Genomic DNA, 20,846 nt, shown 5'->3' on the forward strand with positions numbered 1-20,846 from the left:
GTGAAAAGACGGCTCCGTGCAATCCCCTCTCCCCTTTGGGGAGAGGGTTAGGGTGAGGGGCCCTACTTTAACACGTACCCATACAGTCGCTTGATCCCGTCGGCATCCTTCTCGCTGTAAACGCCCTGCAACTCTGGCGAGAAACCCGGCAGCATATTAATGCCCTCTTCCAGCGCCAGGAAGTAGCGCTGTACTGCTCCACCCCAGACTTCCCCCGGTACCACGCACAGCACGCCCGGCGGGTATGGCAGCGCACCTTCGGCGGCAATGCGTCCTTCGGCGTCACGAATACGCACCAGTTCGACGTTCCCGCGAATGTACTCCTGGTTGGCATCCTGCGGGTTCATCACCACGGCAGGCAGGCTCTCCTGACGGAACATCGCCTTCTGTAAATCCTTCACGTTAAAGCTGACGTAGAGATCGTGCATCTCCTGGCACAGCTGACGGATCGTATAGTCGCGGTAACGCACCGGGTATTTCTGATAGATGGTCGGCAGCACATCCACGAGCGGCGTATCGTCTTCAATATGCTGTTCAAACTGCCCCAGCATCGCCACCAGTTGCATTAGCTTCTCCGCGCTCTCGGCTGGCGTCAGCAGGAACAGGATGGAGTTGAGATCGCACTTCTCCGGCACAATGCCGTTTTCGCGCAGGTAGTGGGCGAGAATGGTCGCCGGAATGCCGAAATCGGTATAGTGCCCTGTTTCCGCATCAATGCCCGGCGTGGTCAGCAGCAGCTTGCACGGATCGACGAAATACTGCTCGCGGGCATAGCCTTCAAAACCGTGCCATTTTGCACCCGGTTCAAAACTAAAGAAGCGACGCTCGCTGGCGATAGCCTGCGTGGGGTGATCCTGCCATGGCCGCCCCGCCACCACCGGTGGGATAAAGGGTTTGATCATATTGCAGTTGGCGATAATGGCTTTGCGCGCTTCAATGCCCAGCTCGACGCACTCAGCCCACAACCTGCGTCCGCTCTCACCCTCGTGGATCTTGGCGTTCACGTCCAGCGCCGCAAACAGCGGGTAAAACGGGCTGGTGGAGGCATGCAGCATGAACGCATTGTTCAGCCGCTTGTGCGGGCAGAAGCGCGACTGACCGCGAATATGGTTATCCTTTTTATGGATCTGTGAGGTTTGCGAGAACCCGGCCTGCTGTTTGTGGACCGACTGGGTCACGAAAATTCCCGGATCGTTCTCGTTCAGTTCCAGCAGAAGCGGAGACGTTTCCGCCATCATCGGGATAAATTGCTCGTAGCCGACCCAGGCGGAGTCAAAGAGGATGTAGTCGCAAAGGTGACCGATCTTGTCGATCACCTGACGGGCGTTGTAGATCGTGCCGTCGTAGGTGCCGAGCTGAATGATCGCCAGACGGAACGGGCGCGCCTCGGCGGCTTTCTGCGGCGCGACGTCACGGATCAGTTCCCGCAGCCAGGCCTCATCAAAGCAGTGTTCATCGATCCCGCCGATAAAACCAAACGGATTACGGGCTGCCTCAAGATAGACAGGCGTTGCCCCGGCCTGGATCAGCGCCCCATGATGGTTGGACTTATGGTTGTTACGATCGAACAGCACCAGATCGCCACGGGTCAGCAGCGCATTGGTCACCACTTTATTGGCCGCCGACGTGCCGTTCAGCACGAAGTAGGTTTTATCCGCGTTGAACACTTTCGCCGCGAACTTTTGCGCGTGCTTGGCAGAACCTTCGTGGATCAGCAAATCACCGAGCTTCACGTCGGCATTGCACATATCGGCACGAAACACGTTTTCACCGAAGAAGTCGTAAAACTGCCGCCCGGCGGGATGTTTTTTGAAAAAGGCGCCGTGCTGGTGACCCGGACAGGCAAAGGTGCTGTTTCCCATCGCCACATACTGGCTCAGGGTGTCAAAAAAGGGTGGCAGCAGGTTCTCTTCATACCGGCAGGCGGCAGATTCCAGTTCCAGCAATTCTTGTGCTTTACCCGAGATGATCGCCGTGACACCCTCTGGCACCTCTCCTGGCTCTGTTGAGAACATAAATACCGGTAGCTGAAAGCCCGTACGCTTCAGCAACGCAAGAATGCCGCTGTAGCTTTCAACAACCGTAATGACGACTGCCGCCACATCGGTGAAATCGGTGTTATCCAGCATAACCTTTTCGCGATGCGTAGAAACTTTGGATACCAGCTCACGGCTGACGGCAATTTTCATGGTTTTCATAAGCGCAAATACCCTCACCGAACGGTGAGACAGGAAGGAGAAAATTCGCGCAATCATGTCACCTTTTATTTTCAGGTGCAAGAAGGAATCAGTATGCGTTACGCCTCCCAAAGCTAAGCATAATCAGGGACGGACGTGCCATAATCATGCAATGCCAGTGCTTAAATAACAGGAGTTAAACGTGGTGATTGGACCCTTTATCAATGCGGGAGCCGTATTGCTGGGCGGTGTACTTGGGGCAGTATTAAGCCAGCGGTTGCCGGAGCGTATTCGCGTCTCCATGCCCTCCATTTTTGGCCTGGCGTCGTTAGGGATTGGTATCCTTTTAGTGGTGAAATGCGCCAACCTGCCGGTGATGGTACTGGCGACACTGCTCGGCGCGCTGATCGGCGAGTTTTGCTATCTGGAAAAAGGCATTAATCACGCGGTAGGCAAAGCCAAAAATCTGATTGCCCGACCGGGCAAGGCAAAGCACGGCACGCACGAGTCGTTTATTCAGAACTACGTTGCGATCATTATTCTGTTCTGCGCCAGCGGCACGGGGATATTCGGTTCGATGCAGGAAGGGATGACCGGCGATCCCAGCATATTGATTGCGAAAGCGTTTCTGGATTTCTTTACTGCCACCATCTTTGCCACCACCCTCGGCATCGCCGTGGCGGCGATTTGTGTACCGATGCTGCTTATTCAGCTGGCGCTGGTCACCTGCGCCACGCTGATCCTGCCGCTGACGACGCCTGCGATGATGGCGGACTTTACCGCCGTCGGCGGCCTGCTGCTGCTGGCGACAGGGCTGCGCATCTGTGGCATCAAGATGTTTGCAGTGGTGAACATGCTCCCTGCCCTGCTGCTCGCGATGCCGCTTTCCGCGCTCTGGACGCACTTTTTCGCTTAAGTTTGCGACGAAATGGTGAGAGAGTGTGCAGTCTGCACCGAAAACAACAAATTTCGTTGACGTCGGAGGGCGGATCGGGTTTAATGCGCCCCGTTGCCCGGATAGCTCAGTCGGTAGAGCAGGGGATTGAAAATCCCCGTGTCCTTGGTTCGATTCCGAGTCCGGGCACCACTTATTTATAACCCTCGCTTCGGCGGGGGTTTTTGCTTTCTGAGTCAGCAACTCGTTGTTTGAACAGTAGTTACCGCCCTTATCTCTCCTCCGGCCCCGCTTCCCGGTGGTACAACTGGCGTTGTTTACCGCCTTTACCGCCACACAGAAGCATAAAAACCTGACCTTCACCGATCTATTTGAGCATTACAAATGCACATATCAATTGGACAGAGCCCGACAGAGCGGCATCACGTATCCGTGATTACCCCCCATCGGCTAACTGTTTTATTAGATTCATCGGTGGTAAATCCATCCGGGACATCCTGAAAAGTGACCTTTCGGCGTTCCGTACACTGCTGGAACAGGCCCTGGCTAACCGCAGTAAAGTAGGCCGAGGAACGAAGCTGTAAAAAGCGACTTCTACTTCAGACACCGTAACCACATTGCTACTATATTGTGTGTGCGTTGGCACGCATGGCTGTCATGGGGGCATTTATCAGTCTAAGCAGAGGCCGGTAAAGCAATTGAGAGGAACTACAATGGATGCAGCATTACTTAACATGATGCGCTCAGATGGAAGAAATAAAGCCTGAGCGGAAACTATGGTGAATATGGAAGCCAGGAAACTGGTAAATACAGCCAACACTCTGTCGGCTTTTCATCTCAGCGATAGTTTGACTCGAATGAAGTTTGTTCAGGAAATTCGGGACCTCATAGAACATCAGTTTACGTTAGCTCGTCGGGCTAAATCAGATGAAGAATGCATGGAATGCGTTAAAATTCTCAGAGAAGAAAACAGTAACCTGCTGGAACAAGCGCGTTTATTAAGAACGAAGGCAGCGAAGCTTTACGCTAAAGTCGAGTTTTATCCGAGAGAATAACAAAATTGTTGGGTATGTGATCTCGGCTGTTAGTGTTGTCCTGGCCGGTGCTGAAATAGCCGCAGGATTTACCCTCATAGGCACTATGACCCCTCTCGGGGTTCTTGCTGGTGCGATTCTGGTTACTGACGGGACAAACAGCATCAGTAAAGAAGTGGCTCGCTACGCAACTAACAACACTACCAGTGAAGGGCTGGTCGCGAATGCCGCGATGTCTACAGCTGAGTTTATGGGCTTTAGTCGTGAGAATGGGTTAGGTGTCTACAAATCAATTTCACTGGCCGCTAATGCGTACACCATTTTTGGCTTGTTACGGCGACCTGGTACCTGGCGACTGTTTCGTTATCTCCCTGCTGACTATTACCGAAAGGTGAGCACACTGAGCCGCCCGCAGCTTACAATGAAAATAGCGGGTTATGGCGTGAAAGCTAAGATTATTTTTGATCTGTTGTCCGTCAGCGACCCGTCCCAGAATTAGTCAGCATTTTACGATAACGCCAGGATTTGTAGCCAAGTTTTGCTGGCGTTATATACCAGATGAAAGGTAGTACAATCAATAATGTGAGCGCAAGTGTCAGGCTTGTATCCTTGGATGCAAGTAAAAGAGTTAAAGCCAGTATGATGAAGGCAATAATAGTTATCCACTTCATAGCCTTAAAACGATTGGCCAGATCATGAGTTACGCTATCAAACGAACCACCGTAATTTTCAATATTGTTTTTTAACTTTTGAAGATCTCGTTTGCTAAAACCTGATTTTAAAAGTGCCTCTTCGCTGGTCATTCTATTATCCGTCCCATAACTCACTGAAACCTGTGACGAAGTTTAACTTAATTTTGCGGATAAATCGCTACCTGACGATATTCGTCAAATTTATATATATCAACGAGTTGAAGATATCTTAGAGTATACGCTCGAAAACTGACATTATTGCCCACTGCGGAACTTCGCTGGTAGAAACTCTAATGACTCCTTCGGGGCCGTTTCCAACATCTCCCGCCCTGCCCGGTAGAAGCAACATGCAGATCACCACAGGAGGCTGAATCATGCACGATGAAATCATTAATCAGGCCCGCGAAATCCTCCCTCAGCGGCTCAACCATACCGACACATTGGCATCACAGCAGGACACCGCGTACTATCTGGCCCTACAGTGAAGCGCAATGCTGCTATTATCTATTCCCGTATCCACGACACCCCGACCACTGCGTCAGCAGCGCATACAGATTAGCTGGCTCGAGAGGCTTGCGGAGCACCAGATACCCCTCCTGCTCCGCCTCCAGCAGAACCGGTGAATTAAATTCGCCACTGACTATCGCGCCGCTCATATCCGGCAGACGGTCAAAAAGCGCTTTCAGGATATCGAAGCCGCTTTCGCCGGATCGCAGACGCTGGTCGCACAGCACGGCGAACGGCGTAAAGCCGTCGTCGATTATGGCAAACGCTTCTTCAGCCGAGGCCGCACAGCGTACGTCGATTCCCCAGATGTTCATCAGGCTCTCCCAGGCAGACGTCACCAGCGGGTCGTCATCGACGACCAGGCAGGAACCGTGCAGGGGCGCATAGCGTACCGGCGTGGCGGTGTTGTCAGCGGCGGGCGGGATATCCAGGGCGCTATCTTCGCCAGCATATTGGGTGAAGCGCATCCAGAAGCGTGAGCCTTTACCTTCAATGGATTGCATCCCGTATTTCACCTTCATCAGCTTGGCACAACGGGCCACTACGGCCAGTCCCAGCCCGTGTCCGGCGCTGTCGATCTTCCATGCCAGCTCGGGGCGGTAGTAAGGTGAGAAGATTTTGCCCTTCTCTTCATCGGCGATACCGACTCCCGTGTCCCACACCTCCACCATACACTCGTCACCGCGCGGTCGGATGGCGACCAGCACCCCGCCCTGGAGCGTGTAACGAAGGGCGTTTTGAATCAGGTTAATCAGGGACTGTCGCACCAGCAGCGAATCGCCCATCACGTAGATACGGCGTTTAGGCCGCCGAATGCACAGCCTAAGCGCGCGGCTGTTGGCCTCTTCGCGAAACAGCGTGATGACCGAGTCGAGCAGAGCACCGATATCCACTTTGGTCGGGACAGAGAGGACATTCCCGGATTCTATTTTGCTGAGATCGAGCAGAGAGTTGAGCATTAAATGTACCGAGCGAACGCTCTGCTGCAGGTCAAGAAGCTGTGGCGTCAGGCTGTCGTCCCGGTTTCGGTGGAGGATGGCTTCGATCAGAAAGCCCATAGCGTGTACGGGCTGGCGCAGATCGTGGCTGGCGGTTGTCAGAAACTGATTTTTATCCAGCAGTGCCTGCTCCGCGTCCTCTTTGGCCTGACGAAACTGTTCCGCCAGGCGTGAGCTTTTTTCCTCAAGCAGTGCCTGCTGAATAAAGAACGCATGGGAAGTTAACGCATGGCGGTAAATTGCGAAGCCGTAAAGCAGATTCAGCATGAGCACGATGAACATCAACTCATCCAGCCGCCAGATAATACCGAGGTTCAGCACCCCCCAGGAGGCGAAGAAAAAGCGCGTAAAGGTGCTGATGACCGGCGTCAGATGCGTCGCATTGGCGGCGACGATAGCGGCGATGCTGATATTAAGTAACAGGAAAAAGTCAAAATTCTGCGTCTGTGGAGTAATTAAATAGAGTGAAGAAATGCCCAGCCCGTGAATAAAGGCGATATTATTAATACGCGGAAGCCAGCGTCGCAGGACGTCCCTTTCACCGTTTTCTTTCGCTTCACGCTGATAGCGTCGGTGCAATAGTCTTATCGCCACGGCACATAGCAGATAAATAATTATCCAGATAATCGTTGGGCCGAGGTCGTCCCCAAGCATATAAATCCAGATGGCGAAAGGAATACCCACAAAGGGCACAGCACTAAAGCTAAATACCAGCCGCAGAAAGGTGTTGTTTAGCAAACGGATCTGCGCCGGAGCAGATATACCTTCGTTTTGTAAGCTCTGGAAAAACCTCATTCCGACGGTTCCTGCTTGCCGTGCAGAAGCGTGATGGCTTCGACCCGGCTGTTAACACCTATCTTTTTCAATATATTGCTGATGTGTTCTTTGACTGTGGGCTCAGAAATTGAAAGCTGTGCGGCGATTCGTTTATTTGGCAGGCCGCGCATAATCATATTTAATACGTCTATTTGTCGCGGCGTTAAGTTAAATTTACTTAACTTCTCATTATTTGCCTTAACGGAAATTTCGTTTCCCTCAGGAAACCAGGTCTGATTATCAGTGAGTGCGAAAACGGCCCGCGAGAACATCTCAGGTGGCTCGCTTTTCAATACAAAACCGTGTCCCCCGGCGGCATTAACTTTGCGCCAGATGTCATTATTGTCATCCCCGCTGACCACCAGGAGTCGTACCTGTGGGTAAAGTTGTTTTACTTCTTTGAGTAATTTCAGGGCCGTTCCGGAAGAGAGCCAAAAATCGATTACCAGCAAACGTGGCGGGCCATGATCCCTAATTTGGCGGTAGCAATCATCCTCATTCGTCACCACACACGCCTGTTTAAACTGGCAATGTGTAATCAGAAAATTGGCGATGCCGCTTGCTACCAATGGATGGTCATCAACGACTAACGCATAATTCTGTCCCAAAGGAGCCTCCTTTTACCTTCGCATATCTTAGAGTACAGATGAATTATTATCTACCCACCCTACTTTAGGAGGGTTTTTTCGATTAGGAAAGAGAAATATATTATTCGCTGATTTGGGTAAAAGAAAACATAAATACAATCAGTGAAATTAACTGGTTGGATATCAAGGATAATTTATGAAAAAACCACTAATCGTTTTAACCGTTACGTTGATGCTAGCCGGTTGTTCCACGTTGAAAACCGATCAGGCTATTCCACTCCTGCAAGCGGAGACCGCTAAAATGCTGGGACTGGGCTCATCGGATGAAATAACCGTGACCAACGTTAATGGCGCCCAGCCGGACGCACTGGGAGGACAAAAACTGTCTTATCGCGCCACGACAGAAAAAGGGCGTATTTTCGATTGTTCATCAATGATGATGCCGGGGATTTTAGGATCCGCACCGACGCTAAGCGCGCCAACCTGTACACCTGTTGTCACACATAAATAATTAACGCCGCATCAAAAGGCGTACATAAATAACGCCTTTTACATTTTCTGACGTATCTGATTTTTCATAAAAACGATTTTCCAGACATCACGCTAATGAGTACGGAGATAGCCCGTGAATAACTCTACATCGCATGCTTTAGCGGTTAAGACGCCGCTTTCCAGACTTTACCTCGCTCTATTTTCCGCGCCGCTGTTACTGTTTTTACCTGCCGATATCGCGCGTGCAGCCGATGCCTTTTTTGATGGCGACTCGCGTATTACCGAAACGCTGGGTTACACCGGAGATGTTTATGTTGGACGTAATCAACGCGGAAACCTGCTGATCGATAATGGCAAAATCACCGCCTATAACATCAATATCGGTCGGCTGTTCGACGGCAAAATTTATGAAAGCGTGGTCACGGTCCGTGGGCCAGACGCTGAGCTTAACGCGGTGAACGATCGGTACGTTCTGCGCGGCGACCTGAATCTTGGCCTCGGCACCCTGCGAGTCGAAGAGGGCGCGCTGGCAAGCGCAAAGGAGATTGTTGTCGGCACCACCCGGGGCTACGACAGCCACCTTATCGCCACGGGTGCCGGCTCTCGCGTGACCAGTAATTTTCTGAGCGTAGGCACCGATCTGGGCGCACGCTCCACGCTGGCAATTGAGGACGGCGCGGCGCTCAATACCGCCTACGATGCGCGCATCGGGAATGGTACCGGGCCGGGTGAAACCGACACGCTGAGCCCGAAAGCCACCGTCACCGGGAGCGGCTCACAGTGGAACGTTGGCCGTACGTTAACGCTTAATGGCGACCTGGACGTACTGGACGGCGGAGCGGTTAACGTTGGCGGCGTGCAGGTGGCGGGCGTCTCCGGCGCAGGGAAAACCGCCGAGTTGGTTATTGCGGGCAAGGACTCGCGCTTTACCAGCGGCAGCAGCGTGAGCGTGGGCGATTACGGCAATGGCGTGCTGTCTGTGATTGACGGCGGTTCATTTTCCGCTGGCAGCAATGCGCTGATCGTGGGGACATCGGGTTCCGGCTCGAACCGGGGTGCGCTCATCATCGGCAGCCGCGGCAATATGGACACCGGCACGGGTTTAACTGAGCCAACACCTGGCACGGCGGGCGGCGCAGGTACCCTCGATGCGAAGACGGCAATCAGCCTGCGTGGCGGACTGTTCGGCAGCTATGTCTACTTCAACCATACCGACGGAAATTACATCTTCAGCAACACGATGAGCGGTGAAGGTGATGTGATCAACACCTCCGGGCAAACGACGCTGAACGGCGATCTTTCCGCACTCAAGGCGAACGTAACCGCGCGGGGCGGTAAAGTCATCATTGCCAGCAATATTAATACCCAGCCAGAAGACGATATTTTTGATGTTCAGACCCTTAGCGCCGAAAACGGCGGTACGCTAATCCTCAACGCGACGGCGGGTTCAGACGTCAGCGACGGGGTCGGTTACAGCAGCGCCGCGTCAATCAAGTCCGGCGGCACGCTGGGCGGCAACGGCACGCTGGGCCAGACCGAGATCCTGTCTGGCGGGCATATCTCGCCTGGCGACGGCAATATCGGTACGTTGACGCTGAAACGCTATCTGAACTTTATCGGCGAATCCTTCTATGACGTGGATATCGCGGGCGATGGCAGCAGCGACCAGCTACTGGTATCGGGCAAAACCACCATCAGCGATCGGGCTAAGGTACAGGTCACCGCGCTGGATCCGCAAACCAGCTATAAAACGGGCCAAAGCTACCGCATTTTGACCTCCGACGGGGGAATTGACGGTGAGTTCGCCGGAGCGATTTCCAAATCCGCCTTCCTGAACGTGGCGCTTGAGCAAAGCACCAACGCCGTCGATCTGACCATCGCGCAGAAAGAGACCGGAGGCGAAAATCCTGGGGGCGAGAACCCGGGCGGTGAAAATCCCGGAGGCGAGAACCCGGGCGGTGAAAATCCCGGAGGCGAGAACCCGGGCGGTGAAAACCCCGGAGGTGAAAACCCGGGCGGTGAGAATCCTGGCGGCGAAAACCCGGGCGGTGAGAATCCTGGCGGCGAAAACCCGGGCAGCGGCAAGCCGGGCATTTTCCAGACCGTGGCCCAAAGCAGCAACCAGTGGAATACCGCTGGCGCGCTCTCCACGCTGACGCAAAGCGGCCCGTCGCTGGCGCTGTATAACTCGCTGTTGCTGCTGAGTGCGCCGGAAGCGCGCGAGGCGTTCAACCAGCTGTCTGGCGAAGTTTATCCATCAATGCAGTCCAACCTGATCGCTGGCAGCACGCAGGTGTTTAACGTGTTAAACCAGCGTATGCAGCGCGCGTTTGATAACGACAGCCTGCCGATCCCACCGTTAGCCATGTCGCTGGTGCAGCAGCCGGAGCCGCAAAACAATGGCGTCTGGGGCCAGACCTTCAGCTCCTGGAGCCGAAACAGCGGCGACGGAAACGTGGGCAAGCTGGACGGCAACACCACCGGCTTCCTGCTGGGGGCAGATCGCAAGCTGGCGGACCATAACGTGCGTGTCGGCGGCTACTTCGGCTACAGCCGGGGTGATTACGACGTCGACAGCCGTCGCTCCTCAACGGATACCGACAACTATCACCTTGGCCTGTATGCGGCGGGTCAACAGGATGCGTTCTCCCTTCGCGGCGCGATGGGTTACACCTGGCACAAGATCCAGGGCGAGCGCAATGTTGATTTCAGCGGCTTCTCGGATCGGCTGAAGTCAGATTATGACGCTAACTCGCTGCTGGCGTTTACCGAAGCGGGCTACCGTTTCGGCCAGCCAGACAGGAATATTGAGCCGTTCGTCAATTTATCGTACATCCGGCTGCATACCGACAGCTTCAGGGAAGACGGCGGTGCCGCTGCGCTGAGCGTCCGTAACGAAACGATGAACACCTTCTATTCCACACTCGGGGTGCGCGGTGTGACCGAGCTGCCGAAGAACGTTAACCTCTACGGTTCGCTGGGCTGGCAGCACGCTTATGGCGATAAGAATACCTCTTCGCGCATGGCGTTTGCGGGCAGCGACGCGTTCATTACTCAGGGGCAAGCCGTGGATGAGGACGTAATGGTGGGTGATATCGGCGTGAGCGTACAGCTGTCGCGTGCTGCGACGCTGGATGTGGGTTATCAGGGACAATATGGTGCGGATACCCGCGTCAACTCTGTTAACGCCAATCTGCGCTGGTCGTTCTGAATTATTTCCATTAAAAGAACCCGCCCTCGTGGCGGGTTTGTGCTTTTGGCTTCTGACGAAGCTAGGGATCGTTCCCAGCCGCGTCCAGCAGTTTGTTTTTAAAGATAAACAAACACGCCTCGTTGAAGTTCCCTGCCCCTAACCGCTCCGATAGCGCCGTTCGCTTGCGATAGAGGCTTTTAACCGACATATTCAGCTTATCTGCAATCTCTTCCATTGACCTCCCTGCCTTCAGCAACCGGAGCATTATCGCTTCATGTCTACTCAGCCGTAAGTTAAGCAGCCATTTGGTTGTCAGACGCCAGCCTTTCATATCAAGCACCAGATTGAATAACGACGCCATATCCGGAGGCGTAAGCGACGTGTTCATAAACAGCTTCATACTGTGCAGATCCTCCTCTCGAGGGCGCATATCCAGCATAACGCAGCAGATGGTTTTTCTCGTTCTGGCCGGATGGCGTATCAGGTAATCATATAAACGGAGCGGCGTACGGCTATCAATCAGTACAGTATATTCATTTGCGTCGGTATCAAATATGTTTCTGTCTATCGAACAGAGGCAAATTATATCCGGGAAAAATAGCCGCATCCCCCTGACAAGGAAACAATCCTGAGTCACTAACACTATTGAAGTCGCCACTAATCATCCCTTTTAGATTAAAGCAAGCCCGCCTCTTAAGAAACAAGGACGCTTTCGTTTATAGCGCTTTACATTAACGGCAAATGTTTTCTGGCTTTGATCATCCCTCAATATGACATTGGTGAGCTAGACTTTTTGTAGACTATCACTCAATGCCTGTCGTTAATTATAAATAAAAAAGAATTTCAGAAAAGTCACTTCTCTGAACATTAAGAATTTTTGTCATGAAACTTCCCAAACATGCACCGGAAAGTACTTTAATTAACTCAGCAGAACTTCATTTCAAATATAAAAAAACTGCAAACAGCAAAAGAAAAAGCATTTAATATCAATCAGTTAAAAAGAACAATCCTGCACTGAATTATCTAAAAAACTTACTTCTTCCAGAATTATCTCAAAACCTCCCAGCCGCTTTTCAACTTATTTATCCCCCAACACATCGGGTGTACATTAAGCCCAATCAGACCACTGAGATGAGGGCGCATAATTACCTTTAAGTAAGTACCCCATAACGTAGCATCATTCAGTTTTAATGTTCTCCTTTATGCCCTTTAACGCAGAGTTAAAAGGCGGCCGTGTTATGCAATGGATTCACGATAAACAAATGGCAAATAGATATGGAAAGATCGCTTAGCTTCACTACGTTATTCTTTTATCGCACCACAATATTATTGTTCCTGCTTTTACTCTTTCCTGTTCTGGTTCAGGCTGATGAATCCGTTTATGAGCATCAGATACAACAGGCACGTAACGGTAATTACGCTCTGTTTCTTGATTACCTACAGCGCTATGAGCAACAGCATGCTTTAACAACTGGACAGGTTGCGGACTGGTTACAGGTAGCCTCCTGGGCAGGACGCGATGATGAGGTTATTCGAGTCTGGCAGCGTTATGGTATTTATATGCCGCTGCCCGCTCGCGCCATCGCTGCTGTCGCCCAGTCCAGAAGAAACCAAAAAGCCTGGCCATCCGCCTTATCGCTGTGGAAAGAGGCGCTCAGCCTTGCGCCGGATAACGACGATTACCGCATCGGCTATGTTAAGACCCTGGCCGATGCCCGCAGAGATCGCCTCGCGCTTTCGAAAGCCCGGCAGCTGGTTAAGGACAATCCTTCTCCCGCGCACCTTGAGACGCTCTCCTATGTCTGGATGCGCCAGGGAAAAAACGGGGACCGGCTGCTGGCGGACATGCGCGCGCTAAACGCCGCACCAGGGAATAACGCCCTTCTTCGCGAGACGATCGATGCGTTAACGGATAACCGGGTAAGCACACCCGCACTCTGGCTGTCGCAAAGCGCAGCGATGTCCCCCGCGGAGCGTCGCCGCCTTGAGCGTAAAGCCGCGGCTGAAAAGGTACGCCTGGCGGATGTGCCTGGCAGAACGGAGAAAGAGCGGCTGCGGCTGGCACAAAACGCATTAGATCGCTATCACGCCCTGCTTTCCCGCTGGCAAAACGAACCGCAGGCGGCTGAAGACGTCATCCTTGCCCGTATCGATCGGCTTGGCGCGCTGTATGCGAAGGGTGATTACCGGCAGGTCATTAGCGAATACGAGGCGCTGACGACCGCCCAGCATCCGGTGCCGGACTGGGCCATCGGCTGGGTGATCTCTGCATATTTGCAGGAGAAAAATGCCGTCGCCGCCTTCTCGCTTGTGCAACGCTATCCACACTACGCCTCCGATCCGCAGGACGAGGAACATGCGCTTTTCTACGCCTGGCTGGATACGGGGCAGTATCAGACCGCCCGCCGCTACGTTGAGCGCGAGACCCGCAGCGTTCCCTGGACCCGCTACGATTTCGGGTCCCCGACCGCTCAGCCGAACGATCGGTGGCTCACCGGACAGTCACTCAAACTTAACTATTTGCTGGCGACCAACGCCCTGCCGGAGGCCGAAAAGCTGTCGTATCGTCTGGCATCAACGGCGCCGGGAAATCAGGGATTACAGATTGATTATGCCGCCCTGCTTCAGGCCAGGGGCCTGCCGCGCGCGGCCGAGCAAAAGCTTAAACGAGCAGAGGCGCTCGAACCCACGAATCTGGAGCTTGAAAAACAGCAGGCTTACGTCGCAATGGACCTTCAGGAGTGGCGCCAGATGGATTTACTGGCTGATGACGTAATTGCTCGCGCCCCCGCCGATCGCAGCGCCCGTCGCCTGGACAGGCTCAGAGCGGTCCACCATATGTCAGAGCTGCGTCTGAACGCGGGTAAAGGATTGCACTCAGATAACCCCGTCAGCGGTAGCCACGACATGAGCTGGGACGCCACGCTCTATGGCCCACCCGTGGCGGATAACTGGCGGCTATTTGCTGGCGCCCGCTATGCACAGGGGAATTTCGACGAAGGTAAAGGCATCAGCCGCCACCTGTTGGGCGGCGTTGAGTGGCGCCCACGTGACCTCACGCTCGAAGCCGAGCTCTCCAGCAACCGCTATCACGGCACAAACAGGCCGGGCGCACGGCTCTCAACAACCTACAGCCTGAGTGATAACTGGCAGGTCAGCGGTAGCCTCGAGCGCTTATCACGCGCGACACCCTTACGGGCATTACGCAATGGGATCAGCGCCAACCGGGGTGAAGGTGGGGTGCGCTGGTATCAAAACGAGCGACGTGAATACCAGTTCAACGCCGCCGTCAGCCGCTTCTCAGACCACAACCGCCGTCAGGAATACACCCTCTCTGGGAAAGAGCGTCTCTGGCAGACCCCGACCCTGACGCTGGATCTCGAACCGGGGATCGCCGCCAGTAAAAACAGCCTGCGGAATACGCTCTATTACAACCCGGCACGGGATCTTTCCGTGACGGCAGCCCTGTCCGTTGACCATGAGATGTACCGCCACTACGACACCCTCTGGAGCCAGCAGTTCGTGGCAGGCGGCGGCAGCTACTGGCAGAAAAATCAGTCGCCTGGCGCCATTACCCTGCTGGGTTACGGGCAACGCATTCAGTGGAACAACGTTGTCGATACTGGCGTGATGCTGAACTGGGATAAACGCCCTTACGACGGCAAACGCGAGAGCAATCTCTCCGTCACGTTAGATGCGACTTTACGCTTTTAAGGATGAATATGCTGAATACACGTTTTTCTGTAAGCCTGATCGTCATCGGCTGGCTCTGCCTCAGCGCGAGCCTCTGCGCGCAGCCGCTCTCCTTTATGGCTCCTGAAGAGAGGCCGCAGCTGGAGGCCAGCAAACCCTGGCCGGAGAATCAGTTTCTGGTCCTGGCCTACCACGACGTCGAAGATGATGCTGCCGATCAGCGCTACCTCTCCGTTCGCACCAGCGCGTTAAACGAGCAGATAAGCTGGCTTTTGCACAACGGCTATCACGCCATCAGCGTGCAGGACATTGTGGATGCGCATGAAGGAAAAAAAACGCTGCCGCCGAAAGCCGTTTTGCTCAGCTTCGACGACGGCTACAGCAGCTTTTACACCCGCGTCTGGCCCCTGCTTCAGGCCTGGAACGTTCCTGCGCTGTGGGCGCCGGTGGGCAGTTGGGTGGATACGCCGGCAAATCAAAAAGTTAACTTCGGCGGTCTGATGACGCCCCGCGATCGGTTCGCGACATGGGACATGGTGCGCGAGCTCAGCCGCTCCCCGCTGGTTGAAATCGGCTCGCATACCTGGGCCTCGCATTACGGCATCCCGGCCAACCCGCAGGGAAGCCGTGAACCCGCTATCGCCAACCGTTTTTTCGATAACGCGACGGGGCATTACGAAACCGATGAACACTTCAACCAGCGGATCGCCGCAGACGTACGGAAAGTCACCGAAAAAATCACCCAGGTGACGGGAAAAGCGCCGCGTGCCTGGGTGTGGCCCTATGGGGCTGCCAACGGTACATCGCTCGCTATCGCCCAGAAACAGGGCTATCAGCTGGCCTTTACCCTGGAGGACGGGCTGGCAAACGTGCGCGACCTCGGCAACATCCCGCGCCTGCTGATTGCCGGAAATCCGTCGATAAAAACCTTTGCCAACACGGTTAGCCGCGTTCAGGAGTTTGACCCGGTGCGCGTCATGCATGTTGATCTCGATTATGTCTACGATCCCGATCCGGCCCAGCAGACGAAAAACATCAACAAACTCGTCCAGCGGGTCTACGACATGAAAATCAGCCATGTGTTTCTCCAGGCGTTTTCGGATCCGCGGGGCGACGGCAGGATCGGCGCGCTCTATTTCCCCAACCGTCGTCTTCCGGTCCGGGCCGATCTTTTTAATTTTGTCGCCTGGCAGCTACAAACCCGCGCGGGAGTGAAAGTCTTTGCGTGGATGCCGGTCCTCTCTTTCGATCTCAGTCCAGCCCTGCCGCGCGTGCAGCGCCGGGATCGCCAAACGGGAGAGTTGACCGTGGCCGCCGAGCCCTATATCCGGCTCTCCCCCTGGAGTCCACAGGTTCGCCAACAGGTGACGGAGATCTATGAAGATCTGGCCCGCTATGCCAGCTTCAACGGGATCTTGTTCCATGACGACGCGGTGCTGACGGACGTTGATGATGCCGGACAGGAGACGACCCGGCAGAAAAGCCAGCAGCTTATCGGGTTTACCCGGGCCCTTAGCCAGACGGTGAAGGACATCCGTGGCCCGCAGATCAAGACCGCGCGCAATATGTTCGCCCTCCCCATTCTGCAGCCCGAAAGCGAAGCGTGGTTTGCGCAAAATCTGGATGATTTTCTGTCGGCCTACGACTGGACGGTGCCGATGGCAATGCCACTGATGGAGTCCGTCCCGGCAGAAGAGAGCAATGCCTGGCTGACGCGTTTAGTCAACGCCGTCGCCGCACGCCCCGGCGCGCTGAATAAAACGATTTTTGAGCTACAGGCCAGGGACTGGGCGCAGAAACCGCAGCGTGCCGTAGCCGATGAACGTCTGGTGGAGTGGATGCAGGTGCTCCAGCTGAACGGCATCAAAAATTACGGTTATTACCCCGACGACTTCCTCAACAACCAACCTGATATTTCGCGTATCAGGCCTGAATTTTCTTCGTACTGGTATCCTGACAATGACTGATCGCATTATCGCCTTCTCTATTTTGTGTCTGGTATTCGGGTTGCCGTTAGGCGTAGCCGCGCTATTTACCGGCGAACTGATTCTGGACTTTGTCTTTTTCTGGCCGCTGTTTATGTCCGTGCTCTGGGTAACCGGCGGCCTCTATTTCTGGTTTCAGCTTGAACGGCACTGGTCGTGGGATAACGCAACACCCGCGCCCGCCTTAGCCGGTGAACCGTTAATCTCGATTCTTATTCCCTGCTTTAATGAGGAACGCAACGCACGGGAGACCATTAGCGCCGCGCTGGGTCAGCGGTACTGGAATGTTGAGGTTATCGCCATCAACGACGGCTCTTCGGACAATACCGCGCAGGTGCTGCATCAACTGGCGCAGGAGCAGCCGCGCCTGCGGGTGATTAATCTCGCGGAGAATCAGGGGAAAGCCGTGGCGCTCAAGGCTGGTGCGGCGGCGGCCCGGGGCGATCTGCTGGTCTGCATTGACGGCGACGCCCTGCTCGATCGCGATACGGCCGCGTATCTGGTGGCACCGCTGATTCAGTATCCCCACGTTGGGGCCGTCACCGGAAATCCGCGTATTCGCACGCGCTCAACGCTGATTGGTCGTATTCAGGTGGGCGAGTTTTCTTCCATTATTGGTCTTATCAAGCGAACGCAGCGGATCTATGGCCGGGTCTTTACGGTCTCCGGCGTCATCGCCGCCTTTCGCCGACAGGCGCTGGCGGATGTCGGGTACTGGAGCCCGGATATGATCACAGAGGACATTGACATAAGCTGGAAGCTTCAGCTGCGCCACTGGGATATCTTTTTCGAGCCGCGGGCGCTGTGCTGGATCCTGATGCCGGAGACGCTCAAGGGGCTGTGGAAACAGCGTCTGCGCTGGGCTCAGGGCGGTGCAGAGGTGTTTCTGGTTAACCTGCGCAAAATGGCCCGCTGGGAACATCATCGGATGTGGCCCCTGTTTCTCGAGTACGCGCTATCAACGCTGTGGGCGTTTGCCTATGGAGCGACCGTGGTGTTGTTCATTCTTAGCCATATTATCCCTCTTCCCGCGAACCTGGCCGTTGCGAGTCTGTTTCCCCCGGCGTTTACCGGGCTGCTGCTGGGGGTGATGTGCCTGCTGCAATTCCTCGTCAGTTTGTATATCGAGCGGCGCTACGAGCGGAAAGTGGCAGGCTCGCTGTTCTGGGTGATTTGGTTCCCGATGGTGTACTGGATGATTGGCCTGTTTACCACCCTCGTGGCATTTCCGAAAGTCATGCTTAAACGTAAACGCGCCCGCGCGCGCTGGATCAGTCCGGACCGGGGAAAAGGGAGCATTCAATGAACGAGAATACGTTAATTTTGACTGAACATCGGCTGGCACCGCGTCTTTTCGATGCCGCATTAACGCTGATAGCCTGGGGAGGATTCCTGTTTTTCCTGTATGCCAGGCTGTGGATGCAGTTAACCGAGGAGAGCGATCACCGCTGGAGCGTGATTATCGCCTCTTTTAATACAGTACTGGTCTATCTGCTGATTGCCGCGCTCAACGGCTGGCTGCTGATCCTGTGGTATCAGTACAATCGCCGCCGCGCGCATGTGAGGCGGCGTCATCCGCAAATGTTGCGCCATGACGAGCTTGCCCAAAGTTTTAACGTCACGCCGCAAATTATGTCCGAGATGAGCCAGTACAACCTGCTGACGGTCTATCATGACCAGATCGGCCGGATCATTGATCTGAAGATCAGCGAGCAGCAGGTCGAGGAAGAAGAGTAATAAAAAGCCCCCGCAGCATACCCTGCGGGGGCTTTTTTATAACAGGGAGACGTTATTTATCCTTCACCACAATCAGCGGTTCAATATCGCTCTCTTTCTTCACCACCAGCGAGTCATCCCCACGCAGACAGGTTCCGCCATAGTTTCCGCCCACGGTAAAGGTGCAGACCTGTATGTATCTGCCGTCAACCTTTGGCAGGCACCATAGCTGCTGGTAGATATTTTTGCGGTCAACAAACTTGCCGCTGGACTGGTCCAGCAGTTGATCCTGGGCGCCGATCAGATCGATATTGCTCCCGCAGCGTCCGGCTATCGGTTTAACGGCATAGCCTGTCCGTTTCAGCAGCGCATTCACCTCAAAATCGGTATCCAGCAGGTAACGGTGGTTCGGGAACAGCTGCCATAGCACCGGCAGGATCGCCTTGTTACCTGGGATCACCGTCCACAGCGGTTCAAAGACCAGCACTTCCGGGCGCAGCAGGACGTCAATCAGGCGCACTTCACCCTTCGGGTGACCGGTACGGATGGGCACGGCGGCGTACTCGGTTTCGCTCACCTCGCGGATCTGCTCGATCGCCGTTTCCCACGCCCAGGTTTTCCATACGCAGTTGACGTGACGGCCTTCATCATCAATCAGTTGCCCGGCGGCATCCCAGCTCAGCGCGCCCAGTCCATGCAGGATTTTGGTTTCAAACCCGGCCTGGATCAGCGAGCGCTGAATAAAGAGCGCGTGGTAATCCTCTTCGATATCGTTGTCCTGCATGATATGGACGAACGGCCGCGCGTGGCTGTGCTTCCAGGCGCCGGTCAGCTCCTCCAGCAAGCCTTCCGCCGGATTGTGGCCGGTGCCGCGATAGCCGTTTTTCACCCACTCTTCAAGAATCAGCCCGCCCTCGGTATGGCAGGAGGCGGAATCCGCGTTGTACTCGTAAACCTTAATGCCGCGCTCATCCATGCAGAAATCCATACGACCGGTGATCATATGGTGACGACGCCACTGCCACGAGAGGCGCAGACGCGGCCAGAGAATTTTCGGGATGTCGAAAAGCGCGAGTAAGCTGTCGTCTTTCAGCACCTTGTCGGTGGCATGAAGGTACATCAGGTGCAGTTCGTTGGTGGCTTTGATCAGCTCCTGCTCGGCACTTTCGGTAATGGTGAAGTACTGGCAGGGATCGTTGTTAATAACGTGGCCGTTCGCGCGAATGTACGCCTGTTGCAGGGCGTCGTTTTCATTGAGCCATTTTCCGTCGAACTGACGGTTGTTCTTCAACCGCGCGCCGCTGATTTTCAGCAGCTCACCGTCGATCTCCGGCTGAGGAATACTGTGTTCCGTCTCCTCCGTCTGGATCATCCAGCCGAGGATCTCGGTATCGCTGAACGTATCATGAAGCGTATAGCAACCGTTCTCAACGCTCAGACGCAGCTCGCGCGTCCACTGCTGCCCCATCGGCAGCGGAGAGTGAATAACGTTCTGCTCGGCAATGCGCACTCTGTCGTCCAGCAACTGGGTGATGACGGCGACGTGGCCGGTCTCTTGAAACTCACCGCCCTTTTGCCAGATGAGCAGCGCACCGGCCTGCGGCGCGCGTTTTGAGCCATTAGCAAAGGCCTGTAGCGGCAGGATGTTGTCATTCACCACCTGGCGTAAAAAACGCAGGGAGAAGATCTCCCACGCCATCCCGACGTCGGTAAAGACAAACCCGTGGTTGAGAAACAGGAAACGGCGCGCAAACTCAACGCACTGCCATTTATGGCCCATGTATTCGTTGCCGATATAGCTGCGGAATTCCGCGTCTTCCGGGTAGTGCCGCGGATCGAGACTGCCGTAATTTGAAGAGTAAATCGCCACGCCACCCGGCGCATAACCTAATAACGTCCCGAAGGGTGCGTCACTGCTTAACGTTCCTTTACGCATGTGTCCAACCTAAAACAGGCAGGCGGCAATTTTTTTGTGGGGTTGTCGTCGTCTGCACGTTGTAATTAACTGACAGAGGTGGCGTTATCATACACTCGCCCTGCCCATTACGCTCGCATCGTTAA

13 protein-coding genes, 1 tRNA gene and 1 pseudogene are annotated in these 20,846 nt (G+C 54.6%); 9 read left to right on the forward strand and 6 right to left on the reverse strand.

The features are described 5' to 3' along the window. Window positions 1-62 precede the first annotated feature (62 nt). Entirely contained in the window at window positions 63-2,198 is a 2,136-nt protein-coding gene (locus tag ACQG11_RS05135; protein ID WP_022649374.1) for an ornithine decarboxylase, read from the reverse strand. Window positions 2,199-2,379: 181 nt separating this feature from the next. Here ACQG11_RS05135 and ACQG11_RS05140 point away from each other — a divergent pair, with 181 nt between their 5' ends. The 3 genes and pseudogenes from ACQG11_RS05140 (at window position 2,380) to ACQG11_RS05150 (ending at window position 4,605) form a co-directional block, all read left to right on the forward strand. Further along, entirely contained in the window at window positions 2,380-3,093 is a 714-nt protein-coding gene (locus ACQG11_RS05140) for a DUF554 domain-containing protein (RefSeq protein WP_426728221.1), read from the forward strand. Between the two features lie 95 nt (window positions 3,094-3,188). Continuing rightward, window positions 3,189-3,264, forward strand: a tRNA-Phe gene (locus ACQG11_RS05145). A 584-nt stretch (window positions 3,265-3,848) separates the two neighbouring features. After that, window positions 3,849-4,605: pseudogene (locus ACQG11_RS05150) on the forward strand (DUF4225 domain-containing protein). Here the strand turns inward: ACQG11_RS05150 and ACQG11_RS05155 are convergent. The 3 genes from ACQG11_RS05155 to ACQG11_RS05165 form a co-directional block, all read right to left on the reverse strand. Continuing rightward, the gene (locus ACQG11_RS05155; protein WP_023298582.1) at window positions 4,583-4,909 is read right to left on the reverse strand and encodes a hypothetical protein; all 327 of its coding nucleotides are present in this window, start codon (window positions 4,907-4,909) and stop codon (window positions 4,583-4,585) included. The pseudogene ACQG11_RS05150 and the gene ACQG11_RS05155 overlap by 23 nt on opposite strands. Before the next feature lie 389 nt (window positions 4,910-5,298). Next, the gene (locus ACQG11_RS05160) at window positions 5,299-7,098 is read right to left on the reverse strand and encodes an ATP-binding protein (protein WP_426728222.1); all 1,800 of its coding nucleotides are present in this window, start codon (window positions 7,096-7,098) and stop codon (window positions 5,299-5,301) included. Continuing rightward, complete coding sequence (locus tag ACQG11_RS05165; RefSeq protein WP_003862456.1) at window positions 7,095-7,727, reverse strand: response regulator transcription factor; 633 nt, start codon at window positions 7,725-7,727, stop codon at window positions 7,095-7,097. Before ACQG11_RS05165 ends, ACQG11_RS05160 begins: the two co-directional genes overlap by 4 nt. A 175-nt stretch (window positions 7,728-7,902) precedes the next feature. Between ACQG11_RS05165 and ACQG11_RS05170 the strand changes: the two genes are divergently transcribed. Together ACQG11_RS05170 and ACQG11_RS05175 are read left to right on the forward strand one after the other, a co-directional pair. Further along, window positions 7,903-8,217, forward strand: coding sequence for a lipoprotein (locus ACQG11_RS05170; RefSeq protein WP_003862457.1), 315 nt, complete (start codon window positions 7,903-7,905; stop codon window positions 8,215-8,217). Between the two features lie 114 nt (window positions 8,218-8,331). Further along, window positions 8,332-11,409, forward strand: a complete 3,078-nt coding sequence (locus ACQG11_RS05175; protein ID WP_426728223.1) for an autotransporter domain-containing protein — start codon at window positions 8,332-8,334, stop codon at window positions 11,407-11,409. 61 nt (window positions 11,410-11,470) lie between these two features. On the opposite strand, the gene ACQG11_RS05180 is transcribed toward ACQG11_RS05175, so the two are convergent. Next, window positions 11,471-11,998 carry a helix-turn-helix transcriptional regulator gene (locus ACQG11_RS05180; protein ID WP_045308383.1) on the reverse strand — a complete coding sequence of 176 codons (528 nt, stop codon included), beginning with the start codon at window positions 11,996-11,998 and terminating at the stop codon, window positions 11,471-11,473. 668 nt (window positions 11,999-12,666) lie between these two features. Between ACQG11_RS05180 and pgaA the strand changes: the two genes are divergently transcribed. The 4 genes from pgaA to pgaD are packed head-to-tail and all read left to right on the forward strand — an operon-like array spanning window position 12,667 to window position 18,806. Beyond that, complete coding sequence (gene pgaA, locus ACQG11_RS05185) at window positions 12,667-15,105, forward strand: poly-beta-1,6 N-acetyl-D-glucosamine export porin PgaA (protein WP_426728224.1); 2,439 nt, start codon at window positions 12,667-12,669, stop codon at window positions 15,103-15,105. Window positions 15,106-15,113: 8 nt separating this feature from the next. Further along, a complete protein-coding gene (gene pgaB, locus ACQG11_RS05190; RefSeq protein WP_426728225.1) occupies window positions 15,114-17,051 on the forward strand; it encodes a poly-beta-1,6-N-acetyl-D-glucosamine N-deacetylase PgaB in 1,938 nt (645 codons plus the stop codon). After that, window positions 17,044-18,375: a poly-beta-1,6-N-acetyl-D-glucosamine synthase gene (pgaC, locus tag ACQG11_RS05195; protein ID WP_022649386.1), complete on the forward strand. Its 1,332-nt coding sequence runs from the start codon at window positions 17,044-17,046 to the stop codon at window positions 18,373-18,375. The genes pgaB and pgaC overlap by 8 nt, the downstream gene beginning before the upstream one ends. Further along, entirely contained in the window at window positions 18,372-18,806 is a 435-nt protein-coding gene (gene pgaD / locus ACQG11_RS05200) for a poly-beta-1,6-N-acetyl-D-glucosamine biosynthesis protein PgaD (protein ID WP_038416723.1), read from the forward strand. The genes pgaC and pgaD overlap by 4 nt, the downstream gene beginning before the upstream one ends. Before the next feature lie 52 nt (window positions 18,807-18,858). Here pgaD and gss read toward each other — a convergent pair whose 3' ends face one another. Continuing rightward, on the reverse strand, window positions 18,859-20,721 hold the full coding sequence (gene gss, locus ACQG11_RS05205; protein ID WP_155026025.1) for a bifunctional glutathionylspermidine amidase/synthase: 1,863 nt from the start codon (window positions 20,719-20,721) through the stop codon (window positions 18,859-18,861). Window positions 20,722-20,846: the final 125 nt, after the last annotated feature.

The sequence above is a fragment of the Enterobacter cloacae complex sp. 372C4 genome, assembly GCF_050030615.1.
GTDB lineage: Bacteria > Pseudomonadota > Gammaproteobacteria > Enterobacterales > Enterobacteriaceae > Enterobacter > Enterobacter intestinihominis.

Bases quoted from the DNA above. Each gene is read 5' to 3' on its own strand.
- ACQG11_RS05135 (WP_022649374.1), bottom strand. From the start codon at position 2,198: ATGAAAACCATGAAAATTGCCGTCAGCCGTGAGCTGGTATCCAAAGTT.
- ACQG11_RS05155 (WP_023298582.1), bottom strand. From the start codon at position 4,909: ATGACCAGCGAAGAGGCACTTTTAAAATCAGGTTTTAGCAAACGAGAT.
- ACQG11_RS05160 (WP_426728222.1), bottom strand. From the start codon at position 7,098: ATGAGGTTTTTCCAGAGCTTACAAAACGAAGGTATATCTGCTCCGGCG.
- ACQG11_RS05170 (WP_003862457.1), top strand. From the start codon at position 7,903: ATGAAAAAACCACTAATCGTTTTAACCGTTACGTTGATGCTAGCCGGT.
- ACQG11_RS05180 (WP_045308383.1), bottom strand. From the start codon at position 11,998: ATGCGGCTATTTTTCCCGGATATAATTTGCCTCTGTTCGATAGACAGA.
- pgaA (WP_426728224.1), top strand. From the start codon at position 12,667: ATGGAAAGATCGCTTAGCTTCACTACGTTATTCTTTTATCGCACCACA.
- pgaB (WP_426728225.1), top strand. From the start codon at position 15,114: ATGCTGAATACACGTTTTTCTGTAAGCCTGATCGTCATCGGCTGGCTC.
- pgaC (WP_022649386.1), top strand. From the start codon at position 17,044: ATGACTGATCGCATTATCGCCTTCTCTATTTTGTGTCTGGTATTCGGG.
- pgaD (WP_038416723.1), top strand. From the start codon at position 18,372: ATGAACGAGAATACGTTAATTTTGACTGAACATCGGCTGGCACCGCGT.
- gss (WP_155026025.1), bottom strand. From the start codon at position 20,721: ATGCGTAAAGGAACGTTAAGCAGTGACGCACCCTTCGGGACGTTATTA.